Raw genomic sequence first — 24,619 nt, 5'->3', positions numbered from 1 at the left:
CCCCGACTGGAGGCACCCCTGGCTTCAGCGCTTTACTGCTGAACCGAGTACTGCAGGCCCGTGCTGCGCTGGCCGTCCACTTCAACGAACAGCCAGTGCCCGCCCACCGGGGCGTTCTGGGGAATGGTGAGGACAATCTGGCTGGCGGTCCACGACTGCACCGCCGATGCCGGGAAGACGTATCCGCCCTGGCCTCCGCTGTCGGTCAGGCGCACGGTGCCGTTACTGGCGCCGCCCAGGTAACGGCCCTGAATGATAAGGGTGCCGCCCCGCGCCGCCGAGGCCGAGGTTTTGATAAGCAGTGGGGTGACCGAAGCCTGCTGGACGGCCGTCTGCTGGGTGGGGGCGCAGGCGGCCAGGCCGCCGGCAAAAACTAAAGAAAACAGGACACGTTTCATGGTGATTTCCTCCGCATTTGCAGTGTAATGAGATTGATGATATCAGATCAAACCACCCCCCCCAGTGTTCAGTCTCCCGGCGCCCAGTTCACCGAGGCCCTGCTGCAAAAGGGCGTACTGGTCATCTTCAATCCCAAAAGTGGTCAGGGAGACAGTTCGCTCCCGGAGTTGCTCGATCTGCTGCGGGCCCAGGGCATTCCCCTGACCGAGCGCGCCCTGGAAGGTGAGCGCCCGATGGCCGAATTCGTCCACGACCTGGAAGACTATGCCGCCGTGATCGGTGCTGGGGGAGACGGCACCGTCAGTGCCCTGGCCTACGCGATGGCCCAGCGGCAGGCACGTATTCCCCTGCTGGCCTTCCCGGCGGGCACCGCCAACCTGATCGCCCTGAACCTGGCCATCCCGAGCGAACCGGAGGCGTTGCTGCAGCTGATGCTCTCCGGGCACACCCTGGCCTTGGACCTGGGCGAGCTGGAAACTGGAGACGGCGGCGAGCGCAAAGGCTTCGCCATGCTGGCCGGTGCCGGCGCGGACGCGTCCATGATCAAGGAAAGCGAGCCGCTCAAGAAGAACTTTGGGACCATGGCCTATGTCATGGCCGCCATGCGCCAGATTAACCCGCCCACCACCACGTTCCACATTCGTGCCGATGGACAGGAGCGGACCTTTACCGGTATCGGGGTGATGGTGGCCAACCTGGGCATGGCGAACTACCGCATTCCGATTACGGCCGATATCAGCCCCAACGACGGGCAGTTCACGGTGATTCTGCTCAAGGAAGGCAACATTCTGCGCCTGGGCGCCAACCTGCTCGACTCGCTCAAGGCCAAATTCAAGCTGGGCGACCCGGCTTTCAGCGATAATCTGGAAACTTTTACCGCCCGTGAAATCGAAGTGGTGGCCGAGGACCCGTTCCCGCTGCAGTTCGACGGTGAGATTCACGTGGAAACGACTCCCTTCAAAGCGCGGGTGCTTCCGCAGGCGGTTCAGTTCTTTACCACCCAGACAGAGGGCGACCTGAACACCTGAGTGGCCGCCCTCTGAGAACGGGGCCACAGAATGGACGAGAAGGCCCCTCGGCGGACGGCTGAGGGGTACGGGATGGGGCGAAATGCCTCAGCAGGTAGATCTCTTCTTCCCTAAGTCCGCTTAGAGAAGAGAGGGGGCAAAAAGAGATACCGCCCCGAAGGGCGGCAGCGATGTTGTATGAAAAAGCCTGTCAAGTGAAGCCACCTGTAAGGTCCTGAGAAACCCTCCCCCCAGAGGGTGCCGCGGCCGCTGGGCCACAGCGTTTCTCAGGTGGGTTCAGTATTGCCGCTGCCAACTTGGGAGAAAACTGCAACTTTCAAGTTATGGAAGTCGGGCGGGCGCCCCGGCCAGCTTGGGTGCCGAGATAGAGCCAGGCGCAGGTGCTGAGCAACATCACGGCCGCTCCAGTAGACCACAGTGGGCGGCTGCCATAGGCGTCGGCTGCCGGGCCCAGCAGGATCATCGCCAGGGGCATGCCGGCCTGGGAGCCAGCGGAAATCAGCCCGAATACCCGGCCCCGGAACTCCTCGGGAATCAGGGTCTGCCCCAGGTAAGAGATGGCGGTGTTGGTCAGGGCCACGCCCAGCCCGAGGGTGGCAAGCGCGGCGTAGAACAGCTCCACATAGGGGCTCTGAGCCATCACCGCCAGGCTGAGACTGCCGCTCAGCAGGCCCAGCGGGAGCGCCAGCTGGGGCCGGAAGCGCTGGCCCAGCGCGGTCACGCTCAGGCTGCCTGCCAGCATCCCGCCCATGACGGTGCCCAGGGCCACCCCGTAAAAGCGTTCCGGTAGGCCGAAGCCGGCCAGGTGCTCGGGCAGCAGCATCTGCATGGGGGCAAAAGCAATATTGAGCACAAAGGCCAGCACCGGAATCATGGCGAAGCCGGGGTGGCGGGCCAGCACCTGGAACCCGGCGCGGAACGCTGTCCAGAAGCCTTCCTTGACCGGGGCTTTGACCCGGCTGGGCAGCCTGACCAGCAGCAGTGCCCCGGCACTGATCAAAAAGGTGGCAGCGTCCAGCAACAGGGTGCTGGCCTGCCCCAGCAGCGTGACCAGACCAGCCCCCAGAAACAGGCCGGCCAGCTGCGCGCTCTGAATGCCCATTCCCATCAGGCCGTTGGCACGTGCCAGGTGTTCGGCCGGCACCAGCTGGGGCAGCAGCGTGGAACTGGCCGGCGAGGTGAATGCCGTAATCAGGCCGCTGAGCAACACGGCACTGTTGAGCCAGAAGATACTGACCTGCCCGTTCATCAGACCCAGGGCCAGACCCAGCACCAGCAGGCCGCGCAGCACGTCGCCGGCAATCAGCAGCGGCCTGACTGGCACCCGGTCCACCACCACGCCGGCGAATGGGCTGAGCAGCGCGGGCAGCATTCCCAGTGCCAGCGTGAGCCCCATCGCGCTGGCCTGACCGGTCAGGCCGTACACCAGCACAGCCACCACCACCGACGTCAGCGCGTTTCCGAAGACCGACTGCAACCCGGCCAGCCAGTAGACGGTGAAACTGCGGGTCCAGAGTCGGGGCGAAGGTGATGAAGTGGGGGTCATTTTATTAGAATGTCACCCCTCTACTTATCAGAAAAGTGCTTTTTTGAAGTTGAGCGCCTTTCAGGTTTTGGCACGCCGCGCCCTCAGGAGGAGGGCCGCTGAGAGGGCCAGGACCGGGAGGTCGCCCAGGCGGCTGTACACCGTCTGCCCGCTCAGGCGGCGGTATTCGGCCGAGACCCCGCCCTGGCCTTCACGCAGCAGCTGCCGGGGTCGGCCCAGGTCGTCCACACTGCCGGCCCAGCCACGCTGTACGGCGCGCAGCACCCAGCGGCGGTTCTCGATGGCGCGGACCCGGCCCAGGTCAAAGTGCTGCTGCACCCCGGCGGCGGCGTACCACGAATCGTTGCTCACGTTCACCAGCACCTCGGCCCCCCGGCGGGTGAGCTGCCGCGCCGGCCAGCTGAAGACCGAGTCGTAGCAGACATAGGCTCCATAGCGAATGCCGTTCAGAACAAGTGGCACCATCTCCTTCGCCGGCGGAACGCTGGTGCTCAGGTCGAAGCCGGTCAGGGTGCCCAGGACCGTGTAGAGCGGACGCAGCAGCTGCTGCAAAGGAAAGGTCTCCCCGAAAGGGACCGGGCGGCCTTTGTGGTTCTCCCCCACCACCTGGCCGCTGCCGTCCAGAGCGATGACCGTGTTCAGACCCCCGGAATACAGGCCCGCGCCACTGATGCCGGGACCAGGAAATAGCGCCTGCTCGTTCAGGTCGCGCAGCAAGGCCGTTTCCGACCAGATGACCGGTTCGCCCGGGGGGCGCCCGGCGCTGGCCTGCAGCAGGCTGGGCAGCAGCTGGCCACCCTCCAGGCGGCTGAAAGAATCTACGTCGGTGCGGGTCAGGTAGGCGCGGGCGGTGGGACCGTCTGCCGGCGTGCGGGTCACGCCGTAGCCAGCGGCCAGGGCCAGCAGCGCCAAGCTGAAGGTCAGCGGGCGGCGGTTCCCGGCGTACCAGTCGGCCAGGGCTGCGGCGAGTGTCACGGCGAACCAAGAGGCCAGCAGCACTCCGCCCAGGTCAGCGGTCTGGATGACAGGGGTATTCAGCCACACCATGCCCAGCGTGGGCCAGGGAAAAGCCAGCGTGCCCAGGGTGCGCAGGTATTCCAAAAGCACCCAGCCTCCGGCGAGCGCCCAGAGCCGGCCGCGCTGCGTGGGAAACAGCCGCACAGCAACCCAGCCCAGCGCCGCAAAGAACAGGCCCTCCACTGCGTACAGTATCAGTGCCAGGAGGCCCGCTGGCGCAAAGCCGAACACCTGCGCGGCCAAGGCCATCACCCACCACAGGTGGGCGCCGACATACCCGAACGCGCCCCAGCCCATCCGGCGGGCCGTGTCCTCACGGGCCGCCAGGGTCAGCCAGGCGGCCAGGGGCAGGGCCGCCAGCGGCGCAGCTGGGGTGAGGGTGGCCAGACCGGTAAGAAGTCCGGCGGCCAGGGCATGAAAACGGGACGGAAGCTGCACCAGCCCATGATACCGGCCGCCCGCCCGCAGCAGGGCTGCTAAGATTGCTTTAACGTGCGACTGGCTTTTATCAGTGATATCCATGCCAATATCCAGGCTCTGACGGCGACCGCGCAGTTTCTGGAGACCCAGGTGGTGGATCAGGTGGTGGTGGTCGGTGACCTGGTCGGATATGGCGCCAATCCCGGGCCGGTCATCGACTTCGTGCAGCAGCGCGGTTATCTGGTCTGCCTGGGCTCCAGCGACCTGCGGGTGGCTCTTCCACTCGGAGACCGGGCCAGGCGCCACGGAGTCGCCGAGCAGGTGATCGGCTGGACCCGCGACATCCTGTTGCCGGCGCAGCTGGACTATCTGCGCTCGCTCCCGGTGGGTGGGCGCCTCAAGACCCCTGACGGCCGCATCCGCTTTTTTCACGGCACCCCCCACGACCCCGAGCAGAAGCTGGACCTGGCCGACTCCGAGGAGAAACTGCAGGTGCTGGCTGCCCAGTTCCCGGCGCAGCTTATCGTGTCGGCGGGCACCCATATCCCTTACCTGCGCCGGGTGGGCGAGGTGACCTTTCTGGACCCGGGCTCGGTGGGGCTGTCGCTGAACCACGAGCCCGGAGCCGACGTCGCGGTGGTGGACTGCCTGCCGGGCGCTTCCTCGCAGGTGACCCTGCACAAGGTGCCCTACGACGTGGCCTCGGCGGCGTTCGACGTGCTGGCGTGGGAACTGCCGCCCCAGATTGCCCAGGTGCTCAAGACGGGCCACGGCTGATGCGGGCGCGGCAGCAGACCTTCCTGCACGCTGGCCCTGCCGAAGGGGCCGAGGCGATGACGGAAGTGCTTCTGGGCGAGGAACTGACCGTGCTGGAGGAGGCCAGTGGGTGGCAACACGTGCGGCTGGCGGCGGACGGATATGAGGGCTGGGTGCGGACCGTGGCCGCAGAGACACCAGCCGGTGACGGCGCTGCGCAGTGGGCTACGGTGACGGCGCTGCGTGGGCATATCTATGCGGCTCCGGCCGTGCAGTCCCCGGTACTGGGCCGCCTGAGCCTGGGCGGCCGGGTGTGCCGCTCGGGCGAGGTGACCGAGGGTGAGGAAGGCCGCCTCTGGGAACGGTTGCTCTGGCCGGAAGGCTGGGTCAACTGCTCGGTTTTTCGCCCGCTGCCGCCAGCACTCCCGGAGCTGGGGCTGGCTTTCCTGGGCACTCCTTACCGCTGGGGCGGACGTTCGGCATGGGGGGTGGACTGCTCGGGGCTGATGCAGACGCTGCACGCGGCCTATGGAATCGCCCTGCCGCGCGACTCGGGGCCGCAGCGCTCTGCCCTCACCCCGGTGGACCGGCCCCAGGCGGGCGACCTGGCCTTTTTCCCTGGTCATGTGGGTCTGATGCTGGACGGTCGGCGGATGCTGAATGCCACGTCCTACCACATGGCTGTGGCCGTAGACACGCTGGGCGAGGGCGAGTACGGTCGCCTGCTGGCGCGGGACCTGCTGGGGTTCGGACGCCCGGAATGGAGGAAATGATGCTGACGTGGACCCCTTTTGAGCTGCATACTGCCCAGCCGTTCGGGATTGCTCGCTGGACGCACTCCGCCTACGAGCGGGTGCGGGTGGACTGGTCTCTGGACGGCGTGACCGGCCGGGGTGAGGCTGCCCCAAACGCGTTTTATGGCGAGACAGGTGCCACGGTGCCGGCGGCGTTGGAGCGCCTGATGGGTGCAGCCGGCGACCCCTGGGAGTTCCGTACGCTGGCAGGCCGGCTGGACGCGGCGCTGGGCCACCATCCGAGTGCCAAGTGTGCGCTGGAAATGGCGGCCGTAGAAGTCTGTGCCCTTCTGGTGGGCCGTCCCGTGCGTGACCTTCTGGGCCTGCCAGGCGGCGAGGTACCAGAAAGCAGCTTGACCATCGGCCTGGCTTCCCTCTCCGAAATGGCCGCCCAGGCTCAGGCAGCGGTGGCGCGGGGGCACGGCATTCTGAAGGTCAAGCTGGGCACCCCGCAGGATGAGGCCATCCTGGCAGCGCTGCGTGACGTGGCCCCGGAGGTCACCCTGCGGGTGGATGCCAACGCGGCCTGGTCGCTGAGCCGGGCGCGGCGCATGCTGGATGTGCTGGCAGACTACCGCGTGGAGCTGCTGGAACAGCCTCTGCCTGCCGGTGACCTGGCCGGGCACGCAGCCCTGCGGCGCTCGGCGCGGCTGCCGATCATTGCCGATGAAAGCTTGCACTCGGTGGCAAGCGTGCCTGCCCTGGCTGAAGCGTTTGACGGCGTGAACCTCAAATTGGCCAAGCTGGGTGGGCCAGTCCAGGGGCTGCGCGCCTTGGAGTTGGCGCGGCTGCATGGTCTGGAGGTGATGGTGGGCTGCATGATCGAGTCGTCGCTGGGGATTGCGGCGGCGGCGATGCTGGCTCCGCTGTGTGATTGGGTGGACTTGGACTCTCCCCTGCTGCTGGCGGCCGAACCGGTCTCTGGCCTGGAATGGAAAGCGGGCCGGCTGCAGCTGCCGCCTGGGCCGGGGTGGGGGGTGGCATGGGCGGAGTAAGAGGGGGCGTCTGGGACGCTCTTTTTTTGAGCATAATTAGTGAAAATTTTCACTTACTCTGTTTCTTCTCTTTGGTTTTATCTGGGATTCTATTTTTATTTTTTATAATTCGCAAACTAATTCAGATGGCAAAAACTGGCCTCAGGGGGTCGCCGAATTGTCCGGGGTACGCTCCAGGCTGTTCAGGAAGGCCAAAACCTCGCGGTTGAAGCGGTCGGGTTCATCCACCATCACCACGTGCCCAGCGCGGGGGATTTCCACATATTGGCCGTGCGGCAGGGCTTCAGCCAGGGTGCGGCCAAGCGCTGCAGGCACCAGAGCGTCGCGTTCGCCCCACACCACCAGGGTGGGCAAGGCGATGGCAGGCAACATCTCCCCTGTCGGGTGGCCCAGCAGGTCCAGCGTGGAGCGCACCACGTTGAGCGGTCCGGCCCGCAACGAGTCGAACAGCACGGTGGGAATAAAGCTGAAGCGCCCGGTCAGCGCGGCGCGGGGAAGCTGGAGGGCGGCGCGGAACAGGTCCGTCTCCAACAGGCCCGAGGCGCAGGCCAGCACCAGCGCCCGCAACCGCTCGGGCTGGCGGGAAGCCACGATGGTGGAAATCTGTCCGCCCATCGAGTGGCCCAGCAGGGTCACGTCCTGCAGGTCCTGGGCTTCCAGCCACGCGCCAATCAGGTCGGCAGAACCTTCCACGCCCAGGGCGCGGTGCCGCCAGGCCGAACCGTAGCCGGTCAGCTCCACCACATACACGCGGAAATGGGCCGAAAAGGCGGGCAGATTACGCCGCCACCAGCGCCGTGAGCCGCTCAGCCCATGCACCAGCACCAGTGGGGGGCCGCTGCCGTACTCGCGCCAGTGCAGCACTCCCCCCCCATGACTGAAGACCTGTGGCGCGGGTTTAGCCACGGCCCGGGCCGGTCAGTTGCTGCAGGAATTCGGCGTTGTTGCTGGACTTGCCCATGCGGGCGGTCAGCATTTCCATCGCGTCGGCGGGGTCCATATCACTGATGACCTTGCGCAGCAGCCAGATTTTGTCCAGCACGCCCCTTTCCAGCAGCAGCTCCTCGCGGCGGGTGCCCGACTTGAGGATGTCCAGCGCAGGGAAAATGCGGCGCTCTTCCAGACGGCGGCTGAGGACCAGTTCGGCGTTACCGGTGCCTTTGAATTCCTCGAAAATCACGTCGTCCATGCGACTGCCGGTTTCGACCAGAGCTGTCGCCAGGATGGTCAGGCTGCCGCCCTCACGGGTATTGCGGGCCGCACCGAGGAACTTCTTGGGCCAGTGCAGCGCGTTGGAATCCAGGCCACCCGAGAGCGTACGCCCGGTCGGCGGAGTCACCAGGTTGTTGGCGCGAGCCAGGCGGGTGATGGAGTCGAGCAGAATCACCACATGGCCGCCTTCTTCTACGATGCGGCGGGCACGCTCGTGGACGAATTCGGCCACCCGCACGTGGCGCTGCGGCGGCTCGTCGAAGGTGGAGGCAATGACTTCGGCCCCCGCCACACTCTCGCGGAAGTCGGTCACTTCCTCGGGGCGCTCATCCACCAGCAGCACCATCACGTGAATGTCCGGGTAGTTCTTCACGATGGAGTTGGCGATTTTCTTCATCAGGGTGGTTTTACCGGCCTTGGGGGGGGCCACGATCAGCGCCCGCTGCCCGCGCCCGATAGGCACCAGCAGGTCCACCACCCGCAGACTGATGCCGTCGTCCATGCCCGGGTCTTCCAGCACCAGTTGCCGGTCGGGGAAGGTGGGCGTGAGGTCGTCGAAGCGGGGCCGCGCCTTGGCCGTTTCGGGGTCTACGCCGTTCACCGCCTGCACGTTGAGCAGCGTGGGATAACGCTCGGTGTCGCGCGGGGGGCGCGAGAGACCGATCACCTGGTCGCCGGTTCTGAGTGCGAAATCACGAATCAGGCCCGACGTGACCAGCGCCACCCGGCTGCTTACATCCAGCAGGTCCGACTGCAAAAAGCCGTAGCCATCCTCCGACACGGTCAGGTAGCCCTCGGCCAGCTGCTGCCCGCCTCCCTCGGCCTGGGCTTCGAGCAGCCGCAGAATCAGGTCGTCCTTTTTCAGCTTGCGGTATTCCTGAATGCCCGCTTGGGCAGCCAGCAGGTGCAGCTCCGGCAGAATTTTCTCGCGCAGTTCCTGAAAGTTGAGGGTCATTCGGCTTGCTTCTCCTGCTTGGTTCCCAGAGTGGCCCAGTCTTTCATAAAGCCCTCGATGCCGGCGTCGGTGAGCGGGTGCGCCACCATCTGCTGAAAGACCTTGTAGGGAATGGTCGCCACGTCGGCCCCGGCCAAGGCCGATTGCACCACATGCTGCGGGTGGCGGATGGACGCCGCCAGCACCTGCGTTTCGATATCGCCCATGACATAGGCTTCCTTGATTTGGCGAATCAGCTCCATGCCGTCCCAGCCGATGTCGTCTACCCGGCCTGCAAAGGGGCTGACATAGGTGGCGCCTGCACGGGCCGCCAGCAGCGCCTGCGGCACGCTGAAGCACAGGGTCACGTTGGTCTTGATGCCCTCATCCGTCAGGGCGCGGCAGGCCTGCAGGCCCGCAGGCGTCAGCGGCAGCTTGATGACGATGTGCTCGGACCACCGGGCTATCTCGCGGCCTTCTTGCAGCATCTCCCCGGCGGTCAGGCCGGTCACCTCGGCGCTGATGGCTCCGCCGACCAGCTCGGCAATTTCGCTGACCACTTCGCGGAAATCGCGGCCCGACTTCACAATCAGGCTGGGGTTGGTGGTCACGCCGTCCAGGACGCCCCAGGCATGAATCTCGCGGATTTCGTCCATGATGGCGGTATCGATAAAAAATTTCATAGCTTCTCCTTGCAGGGCCCGTGTGGAATGACAGGTTGTCGGGGGGATAGGTCTACCGTCAGTTTACCCTGCTCTGGGCTGGCCTGAAGAGAGGCAAACGCCACCGGCCACAGCTCCCCCTGTCTTCCCTTCTTTGCCGCTCTTCCCGCTGCCTTCTCTTTGTCCTTCTCTTTGCTAGAGTGGGGCAAATCAAGGCGAACGTGAGGCCAGTAGGCCGGAACAGCGGGCCGCGAGCGAGCCAGGGACGGTGAGAGCCTGGCGGCCACGCCCCGAACGAACATCCCCTCCCGCGCTGGTGGAAGAAAGGCTTGTAGCCGACTAGACCCACCCGGACGCCCCCCGGCAGAGGGCCTGGCAATGAAGGCTTCCCCGCATCGGGGGGGCGAAGTTGGGTGGTACCGCGCCGAAGTGAGCGCCCCAACGCTGAACGAGTCCCACGACCTACGCAGCAAAGGAGCCTTCATGACCCACTTTAAGCCTGTGCCCTCTCAGCCCAACTACGCGGCCCTTGAAGCCGAGATGCTTCAGCGCTGGAAAGACGAGAAAGTCTTCGAGCAAACCCAGCGCCGCGAGGCCCCCAAAGGCGACTTCGTCTTTTACGAAGGTCCACCGACCGCCAACGGCCTGCCCGCGCTGCACCACGTTCTGGCCCGCGCGTTCAAAGACCTGTTTCCGCGCTACCGCGTGATGCAGGGCTACCATGTGACCCGTAAAGGCGGCTGGGACACCCACGGCCTGCCGGTGGAAATCAGCGTGGAGAAAAAACTGGGCCTGCAAGGGCGCAACCACGGCGCGTCCAGAGAAGAACTGGAAGAGTTCAATCGCCTGTGCCGCACTTCGGTCTGGGAAACCATTCAGGAGTGGAACACCATGACCGAGCGCATGGGCTACTGGGTGGACCTGGACGACCCCTACGTGACCTATGACCAGGAGTACGTGGAGTCGGTCTGGAACCTGCTGAAGCGGATGCACGCGCGGGGCCTGATTGTGCAGGACTACAAGGTGGTGCCGCTCAGCCCGCGTATCTCCACCACGCTGTCCAAGGCGGAGCTGGGCGAGGTGGACTCCTACCGCATGGTGGATGACCCCTCGGTGTACGTGCGCTTTCCGGTTCTGTGGGACACCCTGCCCGAACGGGCGCACGCCGCCCTGAGTGCCCTGAGCGGTGAACAGCGCCAAGGCCTGAGCCTGCTGGTCTGGACCACCACCCCCTGGACCCTGCCGAGCAACACGCTGGCCGCCGTGAATCCCGAGCTGACCTACGTGGTGGCCGCCTCGCACGCTGGCCCGCTGATTGTGGCCGAGGACGCTGTGGAGCGCCTGAGCGCCCTGCATAAAGACCAGCCCACGCTGGAAGTGCTGGCCCGCTTCAAGGGCAGCGACCTGGCGGGCGTGGAATACGAGCCGCCTTTCCCTGAAGTGGCGGTGGAACTCGGGGCCATTCGTGAGCTGCACGAGCGCCGCGCCGATGGCCGCCCGCAGATGCACTTCGTGGTGATGGCCGACTTCGTGAATGCCGCGGACGGTTCGGGCGTGGCGCACCAGGCCCCCGTGTACGGCGCGGAGGACATGGAAGTGGCCCGTCAGTACGATGTGCCGCTGGTCTTTGGCGTGGACGACCACGGCATCTTGCAGGTGACGCACGAAAAGGGACAGTTCTTCAAGGACGCCGACAAGGGCCTGATTCGTGACCTCAAGGAGCGCGGGCTGATGTTCTGGGCGGGCACCATCAAGCACAGATATCCGTTCCACGACCGCACCGGCGACCCCATCCTGTACTTTGCCAAGAAGAGCTGGTACATCAAGACCGCCGAGCACCGCGCCGAGCTGCTGGAGCAGAACGAGAACATCAACTGGGTACCGCATAACATCAAGCACGGACGCTTCGGCAAGTGGCTGGAAGGCAACGTGGACTGGGCCATCAGCCGCGAGCGCTACTGGGGCACGCCGCTCCCGTTCTGGATGTCGGACGCAGGCGACCTGAAAGTGGTGGGCAGCCGCGCCGAGCTGGCGGCGCTCACGGGCCGTGACCTGAGCGAGCTGGACTTGCACCGCCCCTACATTGACGACATCACCTTTACCTTGGGCGGCCAGGAGTACCGCCGCATTCCCGAAGTGCTGGACGTATGGTTCGACTCGGGCGCAATGCCTTACGCGCAGTGGGGCCTGCTGCTGGATGACGAGGGCAACGCGGTGCGCGGCGGCGAGGAATTTGCCCGGCATTACCCCGCCGATTTCATCTGCGAGGCGATTGACCAGACCCGTGGCTGGTTCTACACCCTGCACGCCATCTCGACGCTGCTGTACGGTCAGCCCGCCTACCGCAACGTGATTTCGCTGGGACACATCGTGGACGAAAAGGGCTTCAAGATGTCCAAGTCCAAGGGCAACGTGGTGGCACCGCTGCCGCTGTTCGACCAATATGGGGCCGACTCGGTGCGCTGGTACATGTTCACCGCGTCCGACCCTGGCGACCAGAAGCGCTTCTCCGAGCGGCTGGTGGGCGAGGCGCAGCGCGGCTTTGTCAGCACGCTGTGGAACGTGTACTCCTTCTTCGTGCTGTACGCCAATCTGGATAAACCCGACCTGAGCAGCGCCCCCGCCGTCAGCGAACGCCCCGAAATGGACCGCTGGCTGCTCAGCCGCCTGGAAGAAACCGTGCGCGACGTGACGGACGCGCTGGAACACTACGACGCCCGCGGCGGCGGTCAGGCGCTGGCGACGTTTGTGGATGAGCTGAGCAACTGGTACGTGCGCCGGAGTCGGAGCCGGTTCTGGACGGAAGGCGAAGAAAACGTCGACACCGCCGCTTACGCCACCCTGCACGAAGCGCTACTGACGGTGAGCCTGCTGGCGGCTCCGTTTACGCCGTTCCTGGCGGATGAGCTGTTCAGAAATCTCGCGGGTGCTGGGGCCGCCCCCAGTACCCCGAGCGGAGCGAGTACGAGCAGCGCGAGTGAGGTCGAATCCGTTCACCTCCAAACTTGGCCGCAGGTCCGCGAGGAGCGCCTGGACGCTGCACTCACCCGCCACATGGCCGCCGTGATGAAAGTGGTAGAGCTAGGCCGCGCCGTGCGGGGGCAGTACAACCTGCGTGCCCGTCAGCCGCTGGCGAAAGTGCAGGTGCGCTTGCCCGACGCCGAGCTGGAGGCTGCTGTCCGCGCCGCCGAAGCCCAGGTCCGCGAGGAGCTGAACGTAAAAGCGGTGGAGTACCTGGGCGAAGGCACCGAGCTGGTGACCTACTCGCTGCGCCCCAACCTGCCGGTGGTGGGCAAGAAGTACGGCAAACAGCTTCCCGCGCTGAAGGCGGCACTGGCCGAGGCGAACGCGGCCGAAGTGGTCCAGACCGTGCAGGGCGGCGGAGTGGCCCGCCTGGGCGAGTTCGAGCTGAGCGCCGAGGAGCTCTTGATTGACGCCTCGGCTCCCGAAGGCGTCGCGGCAGCAGAGGACAGCGGCTACCTGGTGGCCTTCGACACCGAGCTGACCCCGGAGCTGCTGGCCGAAGGGGTGGCCCGCGACCTGGTGCGCGGTATTCAGGAAGGGCGCAAGGCGGCGGGCTTCGAAGTTTCGGACCGCATTCACCTCAGCCTGGAGCTGGACGCGGAAACCGCAGCCGCCGCCAAAGCGTGGCAGGACTACATCGCGGGCGAAGTGCTGGCGCTGGAAGTCGGCTACGGCCCCGCCGAGGGCTTCGGCGCGGCGGTGACGGGCGGCACGGCCTGGTTGCGGCGCGTGTAACAGGCGCTGTAGAGAAGGCAGAACTCAGGGGCGGTCCTACGGGGCCGCCTCTTTGCCGACCCCGTTTGAGCAGGAATGATTGAAAATGTTCATAAAAGCCGTTCCTGCTCATCTGCTCTGCTAGGCTGACCCTCACATGACAACTCTTCCTCTGGCTCAGGGGACGCAGGTCTGGAGCCGTGAACAACGCTATACCGCACTGGAGCAGGTGCCGGCCGCCACACTTGGCGAGCTGAGGGCGCTGGTCGCCGCTTCCCCTTGGCGGCAGGGCTACCACATCCAACCGCCAACGGGTCTGCTGAACGACCCCAACGGCTTTTGCTTCTGGCGCGGGCAGTATCACCTGTTTTACCAGTGGTTTCCGCTGGGGCCGGTGCATGGGCTGAAATACTGGCGGCATACTGTTTCGGCTGACCTGGTGACGTGGCAGGATGCAGGCATCGGCATCGCGCCGGACAGCATGTACGACTCGCACGGGGCGTACTCGGGCAGCACGTGGCCGCTGGAGGACGAACTGCTGCTAGTCTACACCGGCAACCACCGCAGCCCCGACTGGCAGCGCATGCCCTACCAACTCGCCGCGCACTGGGACGGGCAGAGGCTCCGCAAGGACGCGCCTTTCCTGAGCGGCCCGCCCGCTGGCTACACCGAACACGTCCGCGACCCCAAAATCTGGGAGGAAGGCGGCGAGTTTTTCATCATTCTGGGCGCTCAGCGGGAGGATGAAACGGGCGCGGCGCTGATACTGCGTTCACCCGACGCGCAACGCTGGACGCTCGACGGCGAACTGCACACCCGCCTGAACGACTTCGGCTACATGTGGGAATGCCCCGATTATTTCGCACTGGACGGCATGGACGTGGTGCTGCTCTGCCCGCAGGGACTACCGAGCGAAGGGGAAGCGCGGCGCAACATCTACCAGTCGGGCTATCTCCTGGGGCAACTGGATAAGACGAACTGGCACTTCGAGCACGGCGAATTTGCCGAACTGGACGGCGGTTTCGATTTCTACGCGCCGCAGACCACGCTGGGCGAACACGGTGAGCGGATTCTGGTGGGTTGGATGGGCCTACCCGACATGACCTACCCCACCGACACCCACGGCTGGGCGCACTGCCTGACGCTGCCCCGCGTGCTGAGCGTGGAGGGCGGGCGGCTACGGCAGCGGCCTGTGCCCGCGCTGGAATGCTTGCGCGGCGCGGAAGTCGGCTTGGGCGGTGACGCAGGCGAACGCTTCGAGCTACGGCTGCAGCCTGACGCGGGGCCGTTCGTGCTCGACCTGCGGGTGTCCGAAGACGGCGCACACTTCACCCGCCTCAGCTTCGACGGCGAGTGGCTTAGCTTTGACCGCTCCCAGAGCGGCGAACTCCCCGAACTCGACAAACCGGGGCTGGACGCGGGCAAAGGCGGGCAGGTGCGGCGCATTCCGGTGAGTGCAGTGCGCGAACTGCGCGCGTTCAGCGATACCTCCAGCCTCGAAATTTTTGTGAACGACGGCGAGGCGGTGCTGAGCGGGCGCATTTTCCCGCCCCCGCACAGTACCGGCCTGCGCTGGAGCGGGGGCGGCACGGCGCAGCTTTGGAGGCTGAATACGCCAGCAGAGATGGGAGGAAACACATGATTTACGCCATCGGAGAGGCCCTGATTGACTTCGTGCCGCAGCCGAACGGCGATTTCAGCCCGCAGGTGGGCGGCGCACCGCTCAACGTCGCCGCTGCTGTCGCGCGTCTGGGCGGACAATCCAGCCTGATAACCCAACTGGGGGCCGACGCTTTTGGCGGCCAGATTGTGCGGGCGGCGCAGGCGGCGGGCGTGGACACCGCGCACATTCGGCGCACGGACGCGGCCAAAACAGGCTTAGCTTTCGTGACCTTGCAGCCGGACGGGGAGCGCTCTTTTTCGTTTTACCGCGACCCCAGCGCCGACATGCTCTACGCGCCCGAGCAACTGAGCGTGCAGCCGCGGGCGGGCGACTGGCTGCATTTCTGCTCGGTGTCGCTGCTGCCCTCGCCTATGCGCGAAGCCCACGCCGAGGCGATTCAGCGCTTTCGGGAGGCGGGGGGCCACATTTCTTTCGACCTGAACATCCGCCTGCCGCTGTGGGCTGACCCGAACGAGTGCCGCGCCGCCGTGTGGGATTTTCTGCCCTCGGCGCACCTCGTCAAAGTCTCGGACGACGAACTGCCTTTCGTGTCGGAGCGCGGCGAACTCTCCGACCTGTTCGTGGGTGACGTGCAGCACGTCCTCTACACCAAAGGCCGCCACGGGGCCGAGTGGCACACCCACGCTGGAAAGTTGGCGGAGGTGCCGGCTTTTCCCGTGCAGGCGGTAGACGCCACCGGAGCAGGCGACGCCTTCACGGGCGCGGTGCTGCGGCAGTGGCAGGAACTGGGCAGCGCTGAACCGGATGCTGAGACGGCGGCAGGGATGCTGCGCCGTGCCGCGGCGGTGGGCGCGCTCACCACCCTGAAACGCGGAGCTTTGGCGGCGCTGCCCGACGAATCGCAACTGCAAGGCTTTCTCGCCAAGGAGCAACCATGAACGAATACGGACAAGCCGCCGCCGACATCCTCACGGCCCTCGGTGGGCGTGACAATATCCGCGCCGCCACCCACTGCGCCACCCGGCTGCGGCTGGTGCTGAACGACGAGAGCAAGGTGGACCAGGCCGCGCTCGACGCCCTGCCCATCACCAAGGGCACTTTCTCCAACGCGGGGCAGTTCCAGATTGTGCTGGGCACGGGCACCGTCAACCGCGTGTACGAGGAATTCGTGCAGCAGTCGGGCGTGCAGGAGGTCAGCAAGCAGGAGGCGGGCGCGCTGGGGGCCGAAGCGGGCAACCCGGTGCAGCGCCTCGTGAAGCTGCTCTCCGACATCTTCGTGCCGATTATCCCCGCCATCGTCGCGGGCGGTCTGCTGATGGGCCTGAACAACCTGCTGGTGGCGCCCGACCTGTTCTTCAAGGGCAAGAGCCTGATTGAGGCTTACCCGCAGTACGCCGACCTGGCGGCCATCATCAACATGTTCGCCAATGCGCCGTTCGTGTTCCTGCCCATCCTGATTGGCTTTTCGGCCACCCGGATTTTCGGCGGGAACCCTTACCTCGGCGCAGCGCTCGCCATGATTATGGTTCACCCCGACCTGCTCAACGCCTACGGCTACGGCGCGGCCAAGCTGGAAGGGACGGTGCCGACCTGGAACCTGCTGGGCCTCAGCATCGAAAAAGTTGGCTATCAGGGCACCGTGCTGCCGGTGCTGGTGCTGTCGTGGATTCTGGCGAACCTGGAAAAATTCTTCCGCCGCATCGTCCCTGCCGCGCTCGACCTGATTCTGACGCCGCTGCTCTCGCTGTTTATCACCGGCATCCTGATCTTCGCCTTCGTCGGGCCGCTGACCCGCCTGCTGGGTGACGGCATCACGGCGGGCCTCACCTGGCTGTACGACACGGCGGGGCCGCTTGGCGCGGGACTGTTCGGGCTGTTCTACGCGCCCATCGTGATTACGGGGATGCACCACTCGTTCATCGCCATCGAGACGCAACTGCTGGCCGACATCGTCCGCACCGGGGGTTCGTTCATCTTCCCCATCGCCGCGATGTCGAACATGGCGCAGGGCGGGGCCACCTTCGCTGCGGCCATGACCACCCGCGACCAGAAACTCAAGGGCGTAGCCTCGGCGGCGGGCGTATCTGCCGTGCTGGGCATCACCGAACCCGCCATGTTCGGGGTGAACCTCAAGCTGCGTTACCCCTTCTACGCCGCCATGCTGGGTGCGGGGCTGGCCTCGGCCTTCATCACTTTCTTCGGCACCAAAGCGGTGGCACTCGGCGCGGCGGGCATCCCCGGCATCATCTCCATCAAGGCCGACACCATCGTGCCCTACATCATCGGCATGGTGATTTCGTTCGGGGTGGCGTTTGTGGGCACGCTGCTGCTGGCCCGCACCCGCTTCAATCCGGACCTGGCCGCGCCCGTGGAAGTGGCGGCTCCGGCGGAAACTACGCTGGTGGCTACTACGCCCGCAACGGTGGCTGAGACGGCACCCGTCAGTCAGGTGGTGACGCCGTCCGCCGCTGCACCGGTGGTCGAGACAGTCGCTGCTCCCGCCACTGCTGCGGACCCCCGCTTGACCGGCTGGGTGATGCCGCTGGAAGGCCGCGTGCTGCCGCTGGGCGAAGTGCCTGACCCGGTCTTCGGTTCCGGCATGATGGGACCGGGTTTTGCGATTGAACCGGCCAGCGGTGAGGTGCGGGCACCGCTCGGCGGCGTGGTCGAGACGGTCTTCCCTACCGGCCACGCCGTGGGCCTGAAGACCGACAGCGGGCTGGAAATTCTGATTCATGTGGGCATCGATACCGTGAACCTGAACGGTCAGGGTTTCACGCCGCTGGTCAAGCAGGGCGAGCGGGTCAGCGCCGGGCAGCCGCTGCTGCGGGCCGACCTGAATGCCATCCGCCCACAGGTGCCCAGCCTGGTCACGCCGGTCATCCTGACCAACCTTGCCGAAGGGCAGCGGGTCGAGGTCAGCGGCGGACAGGTCACGCTGGTCTAACCGGAACCCCTTTGCCGGCCTGCAGGCAGCCGCCCCGTGCATAGGGGCGGCTGCCTTTGCTGTGGCCTTGCCGCTAGACTGCGGGCCATGAAGCCCCACATGTCCTTTCTGGTGGCCGCACTGCTGCTGCCCGGCGCCCAGGCTCAGCTCTGGAATACCCCACAGGCGACCGCCAGTCAGCCGCTGCTGCGAAGCTTCAAGGCCGAGGGCGACGTGCTGACACATGGGCAGACCCGCGCCGAACTGGACCGCATCGGGCAGCGGGTTATCGGCGTGTATGTCAGGGCCCCTAAGGCCAACACCGAGGACGTGGCCCGCGCCATCCTGAGTGCCTGGGGCGCACCGGAGGACGCCGTACCGGACCTGAAGGGCGTGCTGGACGACCCCGGATTTCAGCAGCAGGCACAGCAGCTCTTCGAGGAAGTGAGTGAGGACGGCGGCAGCGCCGTGTACGTGCGCCTGCAGGACGGCACCTGGCAGGCCTACACGGCCCTCAAGGTGTACCCGCACAGCGCTTTCCCGCAAGTCAGCGCTCCGCTGGGGAATGACGGTGCCCCAGCACGCCTGAACATCGTCAGCGACTATCAGTGCCCGTACTGCAACCAGCTCTGGAACAGTGCCAGCATGGCCGAGTGGCGCAGCAAACCGGGCGTATACCGGCTGAACTACCACCACTTCCCGCTGTCGTTTCATCCGCTGGCCCTCCCGGCGGCGCAGTTCTCGGAGTGCGCGGCGCAGCAGGGGCGCTTCTGGGAGTTCTCGGACGCGGTCAATGCCGACTTTGCCCACTGGACCCAGCAGCCGGAGGCCGAAGCCCGTCAGAGCTTCACGCGCTACGCCGTATCTGCCGGGGTCACGCAGGCCGAGCTGGACAAGTGCCTGGCGCAGGACCGTAGCCGGGACATCATGGCGACGGCTGACCAGCTTCAGCGGCAACTGAACGTGCGCGGCACGCCCTCGGTGTACCTGAACGGCATCAAGCTGAACAACTACAACGACGCAGCGCAGATTCGCGCCATCCGTGCCGTGACCGAAGCCGGGCCGGGGGCGGAAAAGGTGATTGAGCAGCGGCTGAAGGGGCTACGGTAAGGATGGAATATCTCGGAGTCACCTTTATCCCGCTGGATGAGACGAAACTGACCCCGCAGGAGCTGGCCGACTTCGAGGCACACTACGGCCAGCGTATTCCTGACACGCTTAGGGAACTGTTTCAGCAGACGAATAACGCTCTGGTTGAGAACTGCGTGCTGGACATTCCCGCGCTGGAAGGCGGCGTCATGCCTGAAGGCTGGGCAGGTGTTGGCGAATACGGCATGACCTACCGCATAGAGAGTGCTGGAAGCTTCCTGCCGCCTGGCATGCTGCCTTTCGCGGACGATCCCAGCGGCAGCCTATCCGCCGTCAAGATGGACGGCCAGCGAGAAGCCGGGGTTTTCTTTTTCGACCATGAAGAGGTGGACGAGGACGGGTATTTCGTGTCCTACCGGGTGGCGGACACCGTCGCGGAGTTGCTGGAGATGATGCGGCAGGCCCTGGAATAAAAAAGGAGGCAGCCTCAAACAACTCCCTCCACTGATGGCCTGGTTTACGCTTCGGCAGGCCCCCCCAGCCCGAAGGCCGCATGAACGGCGCGGGTGGCGGCGTCCACCTCGGTATTTTCGATCGCCACCGACACGTTCAGCTCGCTGGACCCCTGCGAAATCATCAGGATGTTGGTCTGGGCTTCGGCCAGCGCCGTGAACATCCGCGCCGAGACGCCCAGTTGACCGCGCATACCGCCGCCCACGATGGCCAGGACCGCCTTGCCGGTCTGCTGCTCGTAGGTCAGCTCGCCGGTCGCAGAGTGCCGCAGCGCTTCCATGGCCCGCGCCGCGTCGGCATCGGGAATCGCCAGCGAGACGTTGCTCATGGAACTGCTCTGCGACACCATCAGGAGGGTGATGTTCTCGCGGGCGATGGCCCCGAACAGGCTGGACACCACTTCCGGCACGCCCAGCACGCCAGCGCCGGTCACATTAATCAGGCTGACATTGCGGATGGCCGTGACGGCCTTGACCGGGCGGCCAGGGGTATTGTGCGTCTCGCGCTGCACCAGGGTGCCGGGGAAATCGGGGTCGGCCGCGCTCTTCACGCGCAGGGGAATGCCGCTGTCCTGCAGCGGGGTCACCGCCAGCGGGTGCAGCACTTTCGCCCCGAAATAGGCCAGCTCCATCACCTCGCCGTAGCTGAGCACTTCGATGTTCTGGGCGTCGGGCACCACGCGGGGGTCGGCGGTCATCACGCCGTCCACGTCCTTCCAGGCCCACACCTCGTCGGCCCGCAGGGCTTCGGCCAGGATGGTGGCGCTGTAGTCGGTGCCGCCCCGGCCCAGAGTGGTGACCGAGCCGCCTTCGGTCTCGCCCATGAAGCCGGCCACGACCGGGGTGACGCCGGCGTCCAGCAGGCCGCCCAGGCGGTCGCGGATACGCTCGGCACTCTGCGGCAGCGGGCGGGCGCCGCCGAAATGGCGGTCGGTCAGAATGCCGGCCGCGCCGCCGGTCAGGTGGTGGGCCCGCAGCTCCAGGCCTTCCAGCGCCAGGCTCATCAGCGGGGCGCTGAGACGCTCGCCAAACGCCACGATCAGGTCGCGTGAGCGCGGGCTGAGTTCGCGCAGCAGGTACACCCCGTAGATGGCCTGCCGCAACGTTTCGAGCAGTTCACGCAGCTCGCGCACGGTGGCGCTGTCCGGGCGCCCCCCCAACTCGCCGGCGGCGGCCATGTGGCGGTGGCGGATTTCGGCCAGCGAGTCGTTGGCAGCGGCGATATCGCCGGTTTCGGCAGCGTCGGCAATGCTCAGCAGCGCGTTGGTGACGCCGGCCATGGCGGAGACGACGACCACCACCTTGACCCCCTGCCGCGCCCAGCGTGCCGCCAGCGAGGCCGAATGGCGAATGGCGGCCGCGTCCTGCATGTTGGTTCCACCGAATTTCATGACCAGCAGCGAATGAGACATGCCGGACATTGTACGGGAGCCGGCGGCGAGGGCAGGTCAGGACGCTCTTTTTGTGAAAAAAAGATTTTTGTGTCTAAAAAGCGACTGATTTCACTTGATAGTCCGATAGAAAGCCCCTGGCGGTGAACCTGGGGCAAACGAATCAGTGAAGCTGCACCGGCGGCGGGGTCTCCCCCAACCAGCCGGACACCAGCAGCGCCAGCAGCAGCAGGGCCAGTTCCAGCCGCAGGGCCGGCCGAGGCGGCAGGGCGTGGTAGAGGCGCAGCCGCAGCCAGCCCGCCGCCACCACCGCCGCCAGCACCAGGGCCAGCTTGACCACCAGCACTGCGCCGTAGGGCGAGGCCTGCAGGGCGGCCAGGCTGCCGCCGGACACCAGCGCAGCGTAACTGCCGCTCAGCGCCAGCGCCAGCAGGCTGAGCAGCGCCGGGGTGGTCATGCGGCTGAGCGCCGCCCGAGGCTGTGCCGGCCCCAGCGCCAGCGTCAGCACGCCGCCCAGCCACACGCTCATGGCGGTCAGGTGAAGCATCTGCATGGCTGCGGTGGGCACGCCGCCCAGGGCCGCGTGCCCCTGACTGCCCAGACCGTAAAGCAGCAGCCCAGCCGGCAGCACCAGCAGCGGCAGACGCCAGCCCGCTGCCTCGGCCGCCAGCAGGGCCAGCGCCCCCGCCAACGCCAGCAGTGGGGCGCGGCCGGCCGGCTCGTCCAGCAGGTAGCTGCCCAGGTCAGCGGGGGTCAGCGCCCCGAACTGCGCCAGCGTCCAGGCGGCGCTGCCCAGGCCGCCCAGGGTCAGCAGGGCCAGCCCCAGCGCCAGCGGCCACAGGGGCCAGGCCCCCGGCCAGGTGCGCCGGGCGAACACGCCACCCAGCAGCAGCGCCAGCCCCAGATTCTGTGCCAGGGCCAGGGCGATGGTCGGCAGAGCGGTCAACGGACCGTGAAGACCGACTGCCCGGTGACCGGGTGCCCGTCGGCGGACATCAGCCGCCACATCACGGCGTACCGGCCCGGTTTCAGACCACCCTTCAGCGGCACGGTCACGCCCTGCGAGTACCCGCTGCGGGGGCGGTAGCGGTCGGCCCTCGCTGCTTCGTCGCCGCGCAGGGTGATGACCCGGCGGGTCAGCTCGGCGGCGGCCCGCTGCCCGCTTTGCCCCACCGGCAGCGGGTACACCTTGAAGATGGAATACCGCAGGTTCACGCTTTCGCTGAAGTGCAGGGTCACGCTGGCGGGCGCGGCCACCACGCTGTTCGCGGCGGGTTGCATGTCGGTCACGGCGGTATGGGCCGCAGCCAGCGGCAAGCTGAGGGCCGCCAGCAGGGCCAAGGCAGGTCGGATGTTCATGGGGTCTCCTTGAGGGTGTTCAGGACGTATTCGATGCGGAAGGGGTCGAAGGCGCCGGGCTGCGCCGGTTTGCCGGCAAGGACCAGCGTGTAGGTGCCGGGCGCGTCTACCTTCACCCAGCCTTCGGTGGTCTGCGGGTCATCGAAGCCGGGGGCCAATTCAGGCACCTGCGGCATCACGCGGGCGCTCGATGCGCCGGGGTACAGCAGCAGCTGACATTTGCACTCGGCGGGCAAAATGGTGCGGCCGGCTACCGTCAGGCGGTATCCCACCAGGGTGTCGTCTCCGGTGCGCAGGCCTTCGGCGGCGTCGGTGTGGAACTCGGCGCTGACGGTGCCGTAGCTGACCGCCTCGTGGGCGGCGGCCGCTGGGTACACAAGGGCCAGCAGCAGGGGCCAAAGTTTCATGGAGTCTCCGTTCTGGGTGGCGGTCCCCAAGCGGGGTTCGCCGCCACCGTCTCATCGGTCAGGGCGTTCAGGAAGGCCAGCAGGTCGGCCCTTTCCTGCGCGCTCAGGTTCAGTGGGCGAATCAGGGGGTCGGCGTTGGGGTTGGGCTGCCCGCCCTCGCTGTAGTGGCCGATGACCTCTTCCAGCGTGGCGAGCTGACCGGCGTGCATGTACGGCGCCGTGAGGGCCACGTTGCGCAGCGTGGGCGTGATGAACCGGCCCACGTCCTCTTCGGCACCTGTCAGCTCGGCGGCGCCGAGGTCGGGGTTGAACAGCAAAAAGGCGTTGTTGTGCGGCCGGTTGTCGCTGAAGTTGCGGCCCGTGTGGCAGTGAAAGCACTCGGCCCGGCCGTAGAACAGGTCCATGCCGCGCACTGCCGATTCGCTCATGGCTGCAGCGTCGCCGGCGCTGTAGCGGTCGAAAGGCGAGTTGTAGCTGACGATGGTGCGCTCGAAAGCTGCGATGGCCGACGTCAGCCGGGTGAGGTTCGGCTCCGCCCCGTACACTTCTGCGAAGCGGCGCACGAAATAGGGGTCGCGCCGCAGCGCTTCTACGGTCTGCTCGGGGGTGAAGTCGTGCTCGTTGGGGTCGGAGAGCGGTCCCAAGGCCTGCAGTTCCAGGCTGGGACTGCCGCCGTGCCAGAACAGCCGGGTGCGGGCCGCCACGTTCACCAGGCTGGGGGCATTGCGCTTGCCGCCGCGCCCGAAGGCCCCCAGACTGACGGAGCGGCCGTCGGTAAAGGCTTTGCTTTGCTGGTGGCAGCTGGCGCACGATACGGCCCCGTCGCTGCTCAGAATCGGCGCGTAGAACAGCTCGCGGCCCAGCGCGGCGCGGCGGGCCTCTGTGCGGTCGGCTGTGGGGTCTGCGCCCTGGGCACTCACGGTCAGGCCCAGGCCAGCCAGCAGGGCGGCTGTGCAGGCCAAAAAGGCCCGCTGAGGAGTCAGGAAATGGGTTCTGTGCATAAGATGGGGAGATGGCCCCGGCCCCGCAGATGTTCGGGTCAGGGCGCGGCCTCCTTTCTTGCTGGGTTCAGTGGCCGCTCCGGTCCTGTGCGGGGGCCGCCGCATGGCCGAAGGCCCGGCTGGCGTTCAGGAAGAACTGGTCGGCCACCGGGCCGGAATGCACCTGCTGGTAGGGAGGCTGGCGGAAATCCCACCCTTCGCCTCCAGCCCCAGCCGCGTACAGCTTTTGCAGGTCCAGGGTCAGCGGCACCGCCAGACCAGCCGGGCCTACGTTCAGGGCCGTGCCGGGCTTTTGCAGGTCGGCGAGGTCCACCGTGATGCGGTGCGAATCGCCGCCGATGTGGTGGGCCACCCGGGTGCCGTCCACGTCACCGTGCAGGCTGAAAAAGATGTAGCCGCTGTTCCAGGCCCAGTACATGCCGTCTTCGATACTCAGCGGAGACGGCGCAGTGGTGGCGTCCCTGTGATTCAGTTCACGCGGAACCCCCACGTCGAAACGTAGGCCCCGGTACTTGCCGGCGGGCACGTCACCCTGGAAAATCGGAATGTTGCGCGGGGGCGTGCCCCTGTTCAGCTTGGCGAGGTTCAGGCCTTCAACCGGCACTTCGCTGCCGTCGTCCTTCACCAGGGCCACGCCCGATACGTAAAAGCGTACGTCCTGCACGTTCAGCGCCTGACCGTTCACCGTCAGCGGCTGATGGTACAGGAACGGCTTTTCGCCGTCGGTGAGGCTCAGGGTCAGGGTGAGTGGAGCGGCGGTGGCTGCAGACAGGGCGGCCAGGGCGGCCAGAGTGAGCAAATGTCGCATG

Annotated in this window: 22 protein-coding genes; 10 read left to right on the top strand and 12 right to left on the bottom strand. The window is 66.4% G+C overall.

What is annotated here, in order from left to right; translation table 11 throughout:
• Nucleotides 1–32: 32 nt before the first annotated feature.
• Nucleotides 33–398 carry an IPT/TIG domain-containing protein gene (locus DEIPR_RS04875; protein ID WP_013614722.1) on the bottom strand — a complete coding sequence of 122 codons (366 nt, stop codon included), beginning with the start codon at nucleotides 396–398 and terminating at the stop codon, nucleotides 33–35.
• Between the two features lie 36 nt (nucleotides 399–434).
• Between DEIPR_RS04875 and DEIPR_RS04870 the strand changes: the two genes are divergently transcribed.
• A complete protein-coding gene (locus DEIPR_RS04870) occupies nucleotides 435–1,427 on the top strand; it encodes a diacylglycerol/lipid kinase family protein (protein WP_013614721.1) in 993 nt (330 codons plus the stop codon).
• 316 nt (nucleotides 1,428–1,743) lie between these two features.
• Here the strand turns inward: DEIPR_RS04870 and DEIPR_RS04865 are convergent, their stop codons facing one another.
• Both DEIPR_RS04865 and lnt read right to left on the bottom strand, forming a co-directional pair.
• Complete coding sequence (locus DEIPR_RS04865) at nucleotides 1,744–2,973, bottom strand: MFS transporter (protein WP_013614720.1); 1,230 nt, start codon at nucleotides 2,971–2,973, stop codon at nucleotides 1,744–1,746.
• Between the two features lie 60 nt (nucleotides 2,974–3,033).
• A complete protein-coding gene (gene lnt, locus DEIPR_RS04860; protein ID WP_013614719.1) occupies nucleotides 3,034–4,428 on the bottom strand; it encodes an apolipoprotein N-acyltransferase in 1,395 nt (464 codons plus the stop codon).
• A gap of 54 nt (nucleotides 4,429–4,482) precedes the next feature.
• Between lnt and DEIPR_RS04855 the strand changes: the two genes are divergently transcribed.
• Genes DEIPR_RS04855 through DEIPR_RS04845 form a run of 3 tightly spaced genes read left to right on the top strand, consistent with a single transcriptional unit; the run spans nucleotide 4,483 to nucleotide 6,955 of the window.
• The gene (locus DEIPR_RS04855) at nucleotides 4,483–5,187 is read left to right on the top strand and encodes a metallophosphoesterase family protein (protein WP_013614718.1); all 705 of its coding nucleotides are present in this window, start codon (nucleotides 4,483–4,485) and stop codon (nucleotides 5,185–5,187) included.
• On the top strand, nucleotides 5,187–5,939 hold the full coding sequence (locus DEIPR_RS04850; protein ID WP_013614717.1) for a C40 family peptidase: 753 nt from the start codon (nucleotides 5,187–5,189) through the stop codon (nucleotides 5,937–5,939). Before DEIPR_RS04855 ends, DEIPR_RS04850 begins: the two co-directional genes overlap by 1 nt.
• The gene (locus tag DEIPR_RS04845; protein ID WP_013614716.1) at nucleotides 5,939–6,955 is read left to right on the top strand and encodes a dipeptide epimerase; all 1,017 of its coding nucleotides are present in this window, start codon (nucleotides 5,939–5,941) and stop codon (nucleotides 6,953–6,955) included. The genes DEIPR_RS04850 and DEIPR_RS04845 overlap by 1 nt, the downstream gene beginning before the upstream one ends.
• A gap of 141 nt (nucleotides 6,956–7,096) precedes the next feature.
• On the opposite strand, the gene DEIPR_RS04840 is transcribed toward DEIPR_RS04845, so the two are convergent.
• Genes DEIPR_RS04840 through fsa form a run of 3 tightly spaced genes read right to left on the bottom strand, consistent with a single transcriptional unit; the run spans nucleotide 7,097 to nucleotide 9,784 of the window.
• Nucleotides 7,097–7,861 (bottom strand): alpha/beta fold hydrolase, encoded by a 765-nt coding sequence (locus tag DEIPR_RS04840; protein ID WP_013614715.1) that lies wholly within the window; start codon nucleotides 7,859–7,861, stop codon nucleotides 7,097–7,099.
• A complete protein-coding gene (gene rho, locus DEIPR_RS04835) occupies nucleotides 7,854–9,122 on the bottom strand; it encodes a transcription termination factor Rho (protein ID WP_013614714.1) in 1,269 nt (422 codons plus the stop codon). The genes DEIPR_RS04840 and rho overlap by 8 nt, the downstream gene beginning before the upstream one ends.
• Nucleotides 9,119–9,784, bottom strand: a complete 666-nt coding sequence (fsa, locus tag DEIPR_RS04830) for a fructose-6-phosphate aldolase (protein WP_013614713.1) — start codon at nucleotides 9,782–9,784, stop codon at nucleotides 9,119–9,121. Before fsa ends, rho begins: the two co-directional genes overlap by 4 nt.
• A 462-nt stretch (nucleotides 9,785–10,246) precedes the next feature.
• Between fsa and ileS the strand changes: the two genes are divergently transcribed.
• The 6 genes from ileS to DEIPR_RS04800 all read left to right on the top strand — a co-directional run bounded on the left by ileS (nucleotide 10,247) and on the right by DEIPR_RS04800 (nucleotide 19,613).
• Nucleotides 10,247–13,522 carry an isoleucine--tRNA ligase gene (ileS, locus tag DEIPR_RS04825; protein WP_013614712.1) on the top strand — a complete coding sequence of 1,092 codons (3,276 nt, stop codon included), beginning with the start codon at nucleotides 10,247–10,249 and terminating at the stop codon, nucleotides 13,520–13,522.
• 136 nt (nucleotides 13,523–13,658) lie between these two features.
• Nucleotides 13,659–15,143 carry a glycoside hydrolase family 32 protein gene (locus DEIPR_RS04820; protein WP_013614711.1) on the top strand — a complete coding sequence of 495 codons (1,485 nt, stop codon included), beginning with the start codon at nucleotides 13,659–13,661 and terminating at the stop codon, nucleotides 15,141–15,143.
• Nucleotides 15,140–16,063 (top strand): carbohydrate kinase family protein, encoded by a 924-nt coding sequence (locus tag DEIPR_RS04815; RefSeq protein ID WP_013614710.1) that lies wholly within the window; start codon nucleotides 15,140–15,142, stop codon nucleotides 16,061–16,063. The genes DEIPR_RS04820 and DEIPR_RS04815 overlap by 4 nt, the downstream gene beginning before the upstream one ends.
• A complete protein-coding gene (locus tag DEIPR_RS14555) occupies nucleotides 16,060–18,072 on the top strand; it encodes a sucrose-specific PTS transporter subunit IIBC (protein ID WP_013614709.1) in 2,013 nt (670 codons plus the stop codon). The genes DEIPR_RS04815 and DEIPR_RS14555 overlap by 4 nt, the downstream gene beginning before the upstream one ends.
• 87 nt (nucleotides 18,073–18,159) lie before the next feature.
• Nucleotides 18,160–19,161 (top strand): thioredoxin domain-containing protein, encoded by a 1,002-nt coding sequence (locus tag DEIPR_RS04805; protein WP_013614708.1) that lies wholly within the window; start codon nucleotides 18,160–18,162, stop codon nucleotides 19,159–19,161.
• A gap of 2 nt (nucleotides 19,162–19,163) precedes the next feature.
• Nucleotides 19,164–19,613 (top strand): SMI1/KNR4 family protein, encoded by a 450-nt coding sequence (locus tag DEIPR_RS04800; protein ID WP_013614707.1) that lies wholly within the window; start codon nucleotides 19,164–19,166, stop codon nucleotides 19,611–19,613.
• Between the two features lie 44 nt (nucleotides 19,614–19,657).
• Here DEIPR_RS04800 and DEIPR_RS04795 read toward each other — a convergent pair whose 3' ends face one another.
• The 6 genes from DEIPR_RS04795 to DEIPR_RS04770 all read right to left on the bottom strand — a co-directional run bounded on the left by DEIPR_RS04795 (nucleotide 19,658) and on the right by DEIPR_RS04770 (nucleotide 24,618).
• Complete coding sequence (locus DEIPR_RS04795) at nucleotides 19,658–21,064, bottom strand: aspartate kinase (RefSeq protein ID WP_041221946.1); 1,407 nt, start codon at nucleotides 21,062–21,064, stop codon at nucleotides 19,658–19,660.
• Between the two features lie 142 nt (nucleotides 21,065–21,206).
• Nucleotides 21,207–21,989, bottom strand: a complete 783-nt coding sequence (locus tag DEIPR_RS04790; protein WP_013614705.1) for a CopD family protein — start codon at nucleotides 21,987–21,989, stop codon at nucleotides 21,207–21,209.
• Complete coding sequence (locus tag DEIPR_RS04785; protein WP_013614704.1) at nucleotides 21,986–22,402, bottom strand: copper resistance CopC family protein; 417 nt, start codon at nucleotides 22,400–22,402, stop codon at nucleotides 21,986–21,988. Before DEIPR_RS04785 ends, DEIPR_RS04790 begins: the two co-directional genes overlap by 4 nt.
• Entirely contained in the window at nucleotides 22,399–22,809 is a 411-nt protein-coding gene (locus tag DEIPR_RS04780; protein ID WP_013614703.1) for a hypothetical protein, read from the bottom strand. The genes DEIPR_RS04785 and DEIPR_RS04780 overlap by 4 nt, the downstream gene beginning before the upstream one ends.
• Nucleotides 22,806–23,810, bottom strand: a complete 1,005-nt coding sequence (locus DEIPR_RS04775; RefSeq protein WP_013614702.1) for a cytochrome-c peroxidase — start codon at nucleotides 23,808–23,810, stop codon at nucleotides 22,806–22,808. The genes DEIPR_RS04780 and DEIPR_RS04775 overlap by 4 nt, the downstream gene beginning before the upstream one ends.
• Nucleotides 23,811–23,877: 67 nt before the next feature.
• Complete coding sequence (locus DEIPR_RS04770; RefSeq protein ID WP_013614701.1) at nucleotides 23,878–24,618, bottom strand: MbnP family protein; 741 nt, start codon at nucleotides 24,616–24,618, stop codon at nucleotides 23,878–23,880.
• Nucleotide 24,619 lies beyond the last annotated feature (1 nt).

Origin of the sequence: Deinococcus proteolyticus MRP (genome assembly GCF_000190555.1) — a bacterium.
GTDB classification, from domain to species: Bacteria; Deinococcota; Deinococci; order Deinococcales; family Deinococcaceae; genus Deinococcus; species Deinococcus proteolyticus.
The sequence above is the reverse complement of the archived record's forward strand: the minus strand, read 5'-3'. Positions and strand labels throughout refer to the sequence as shown.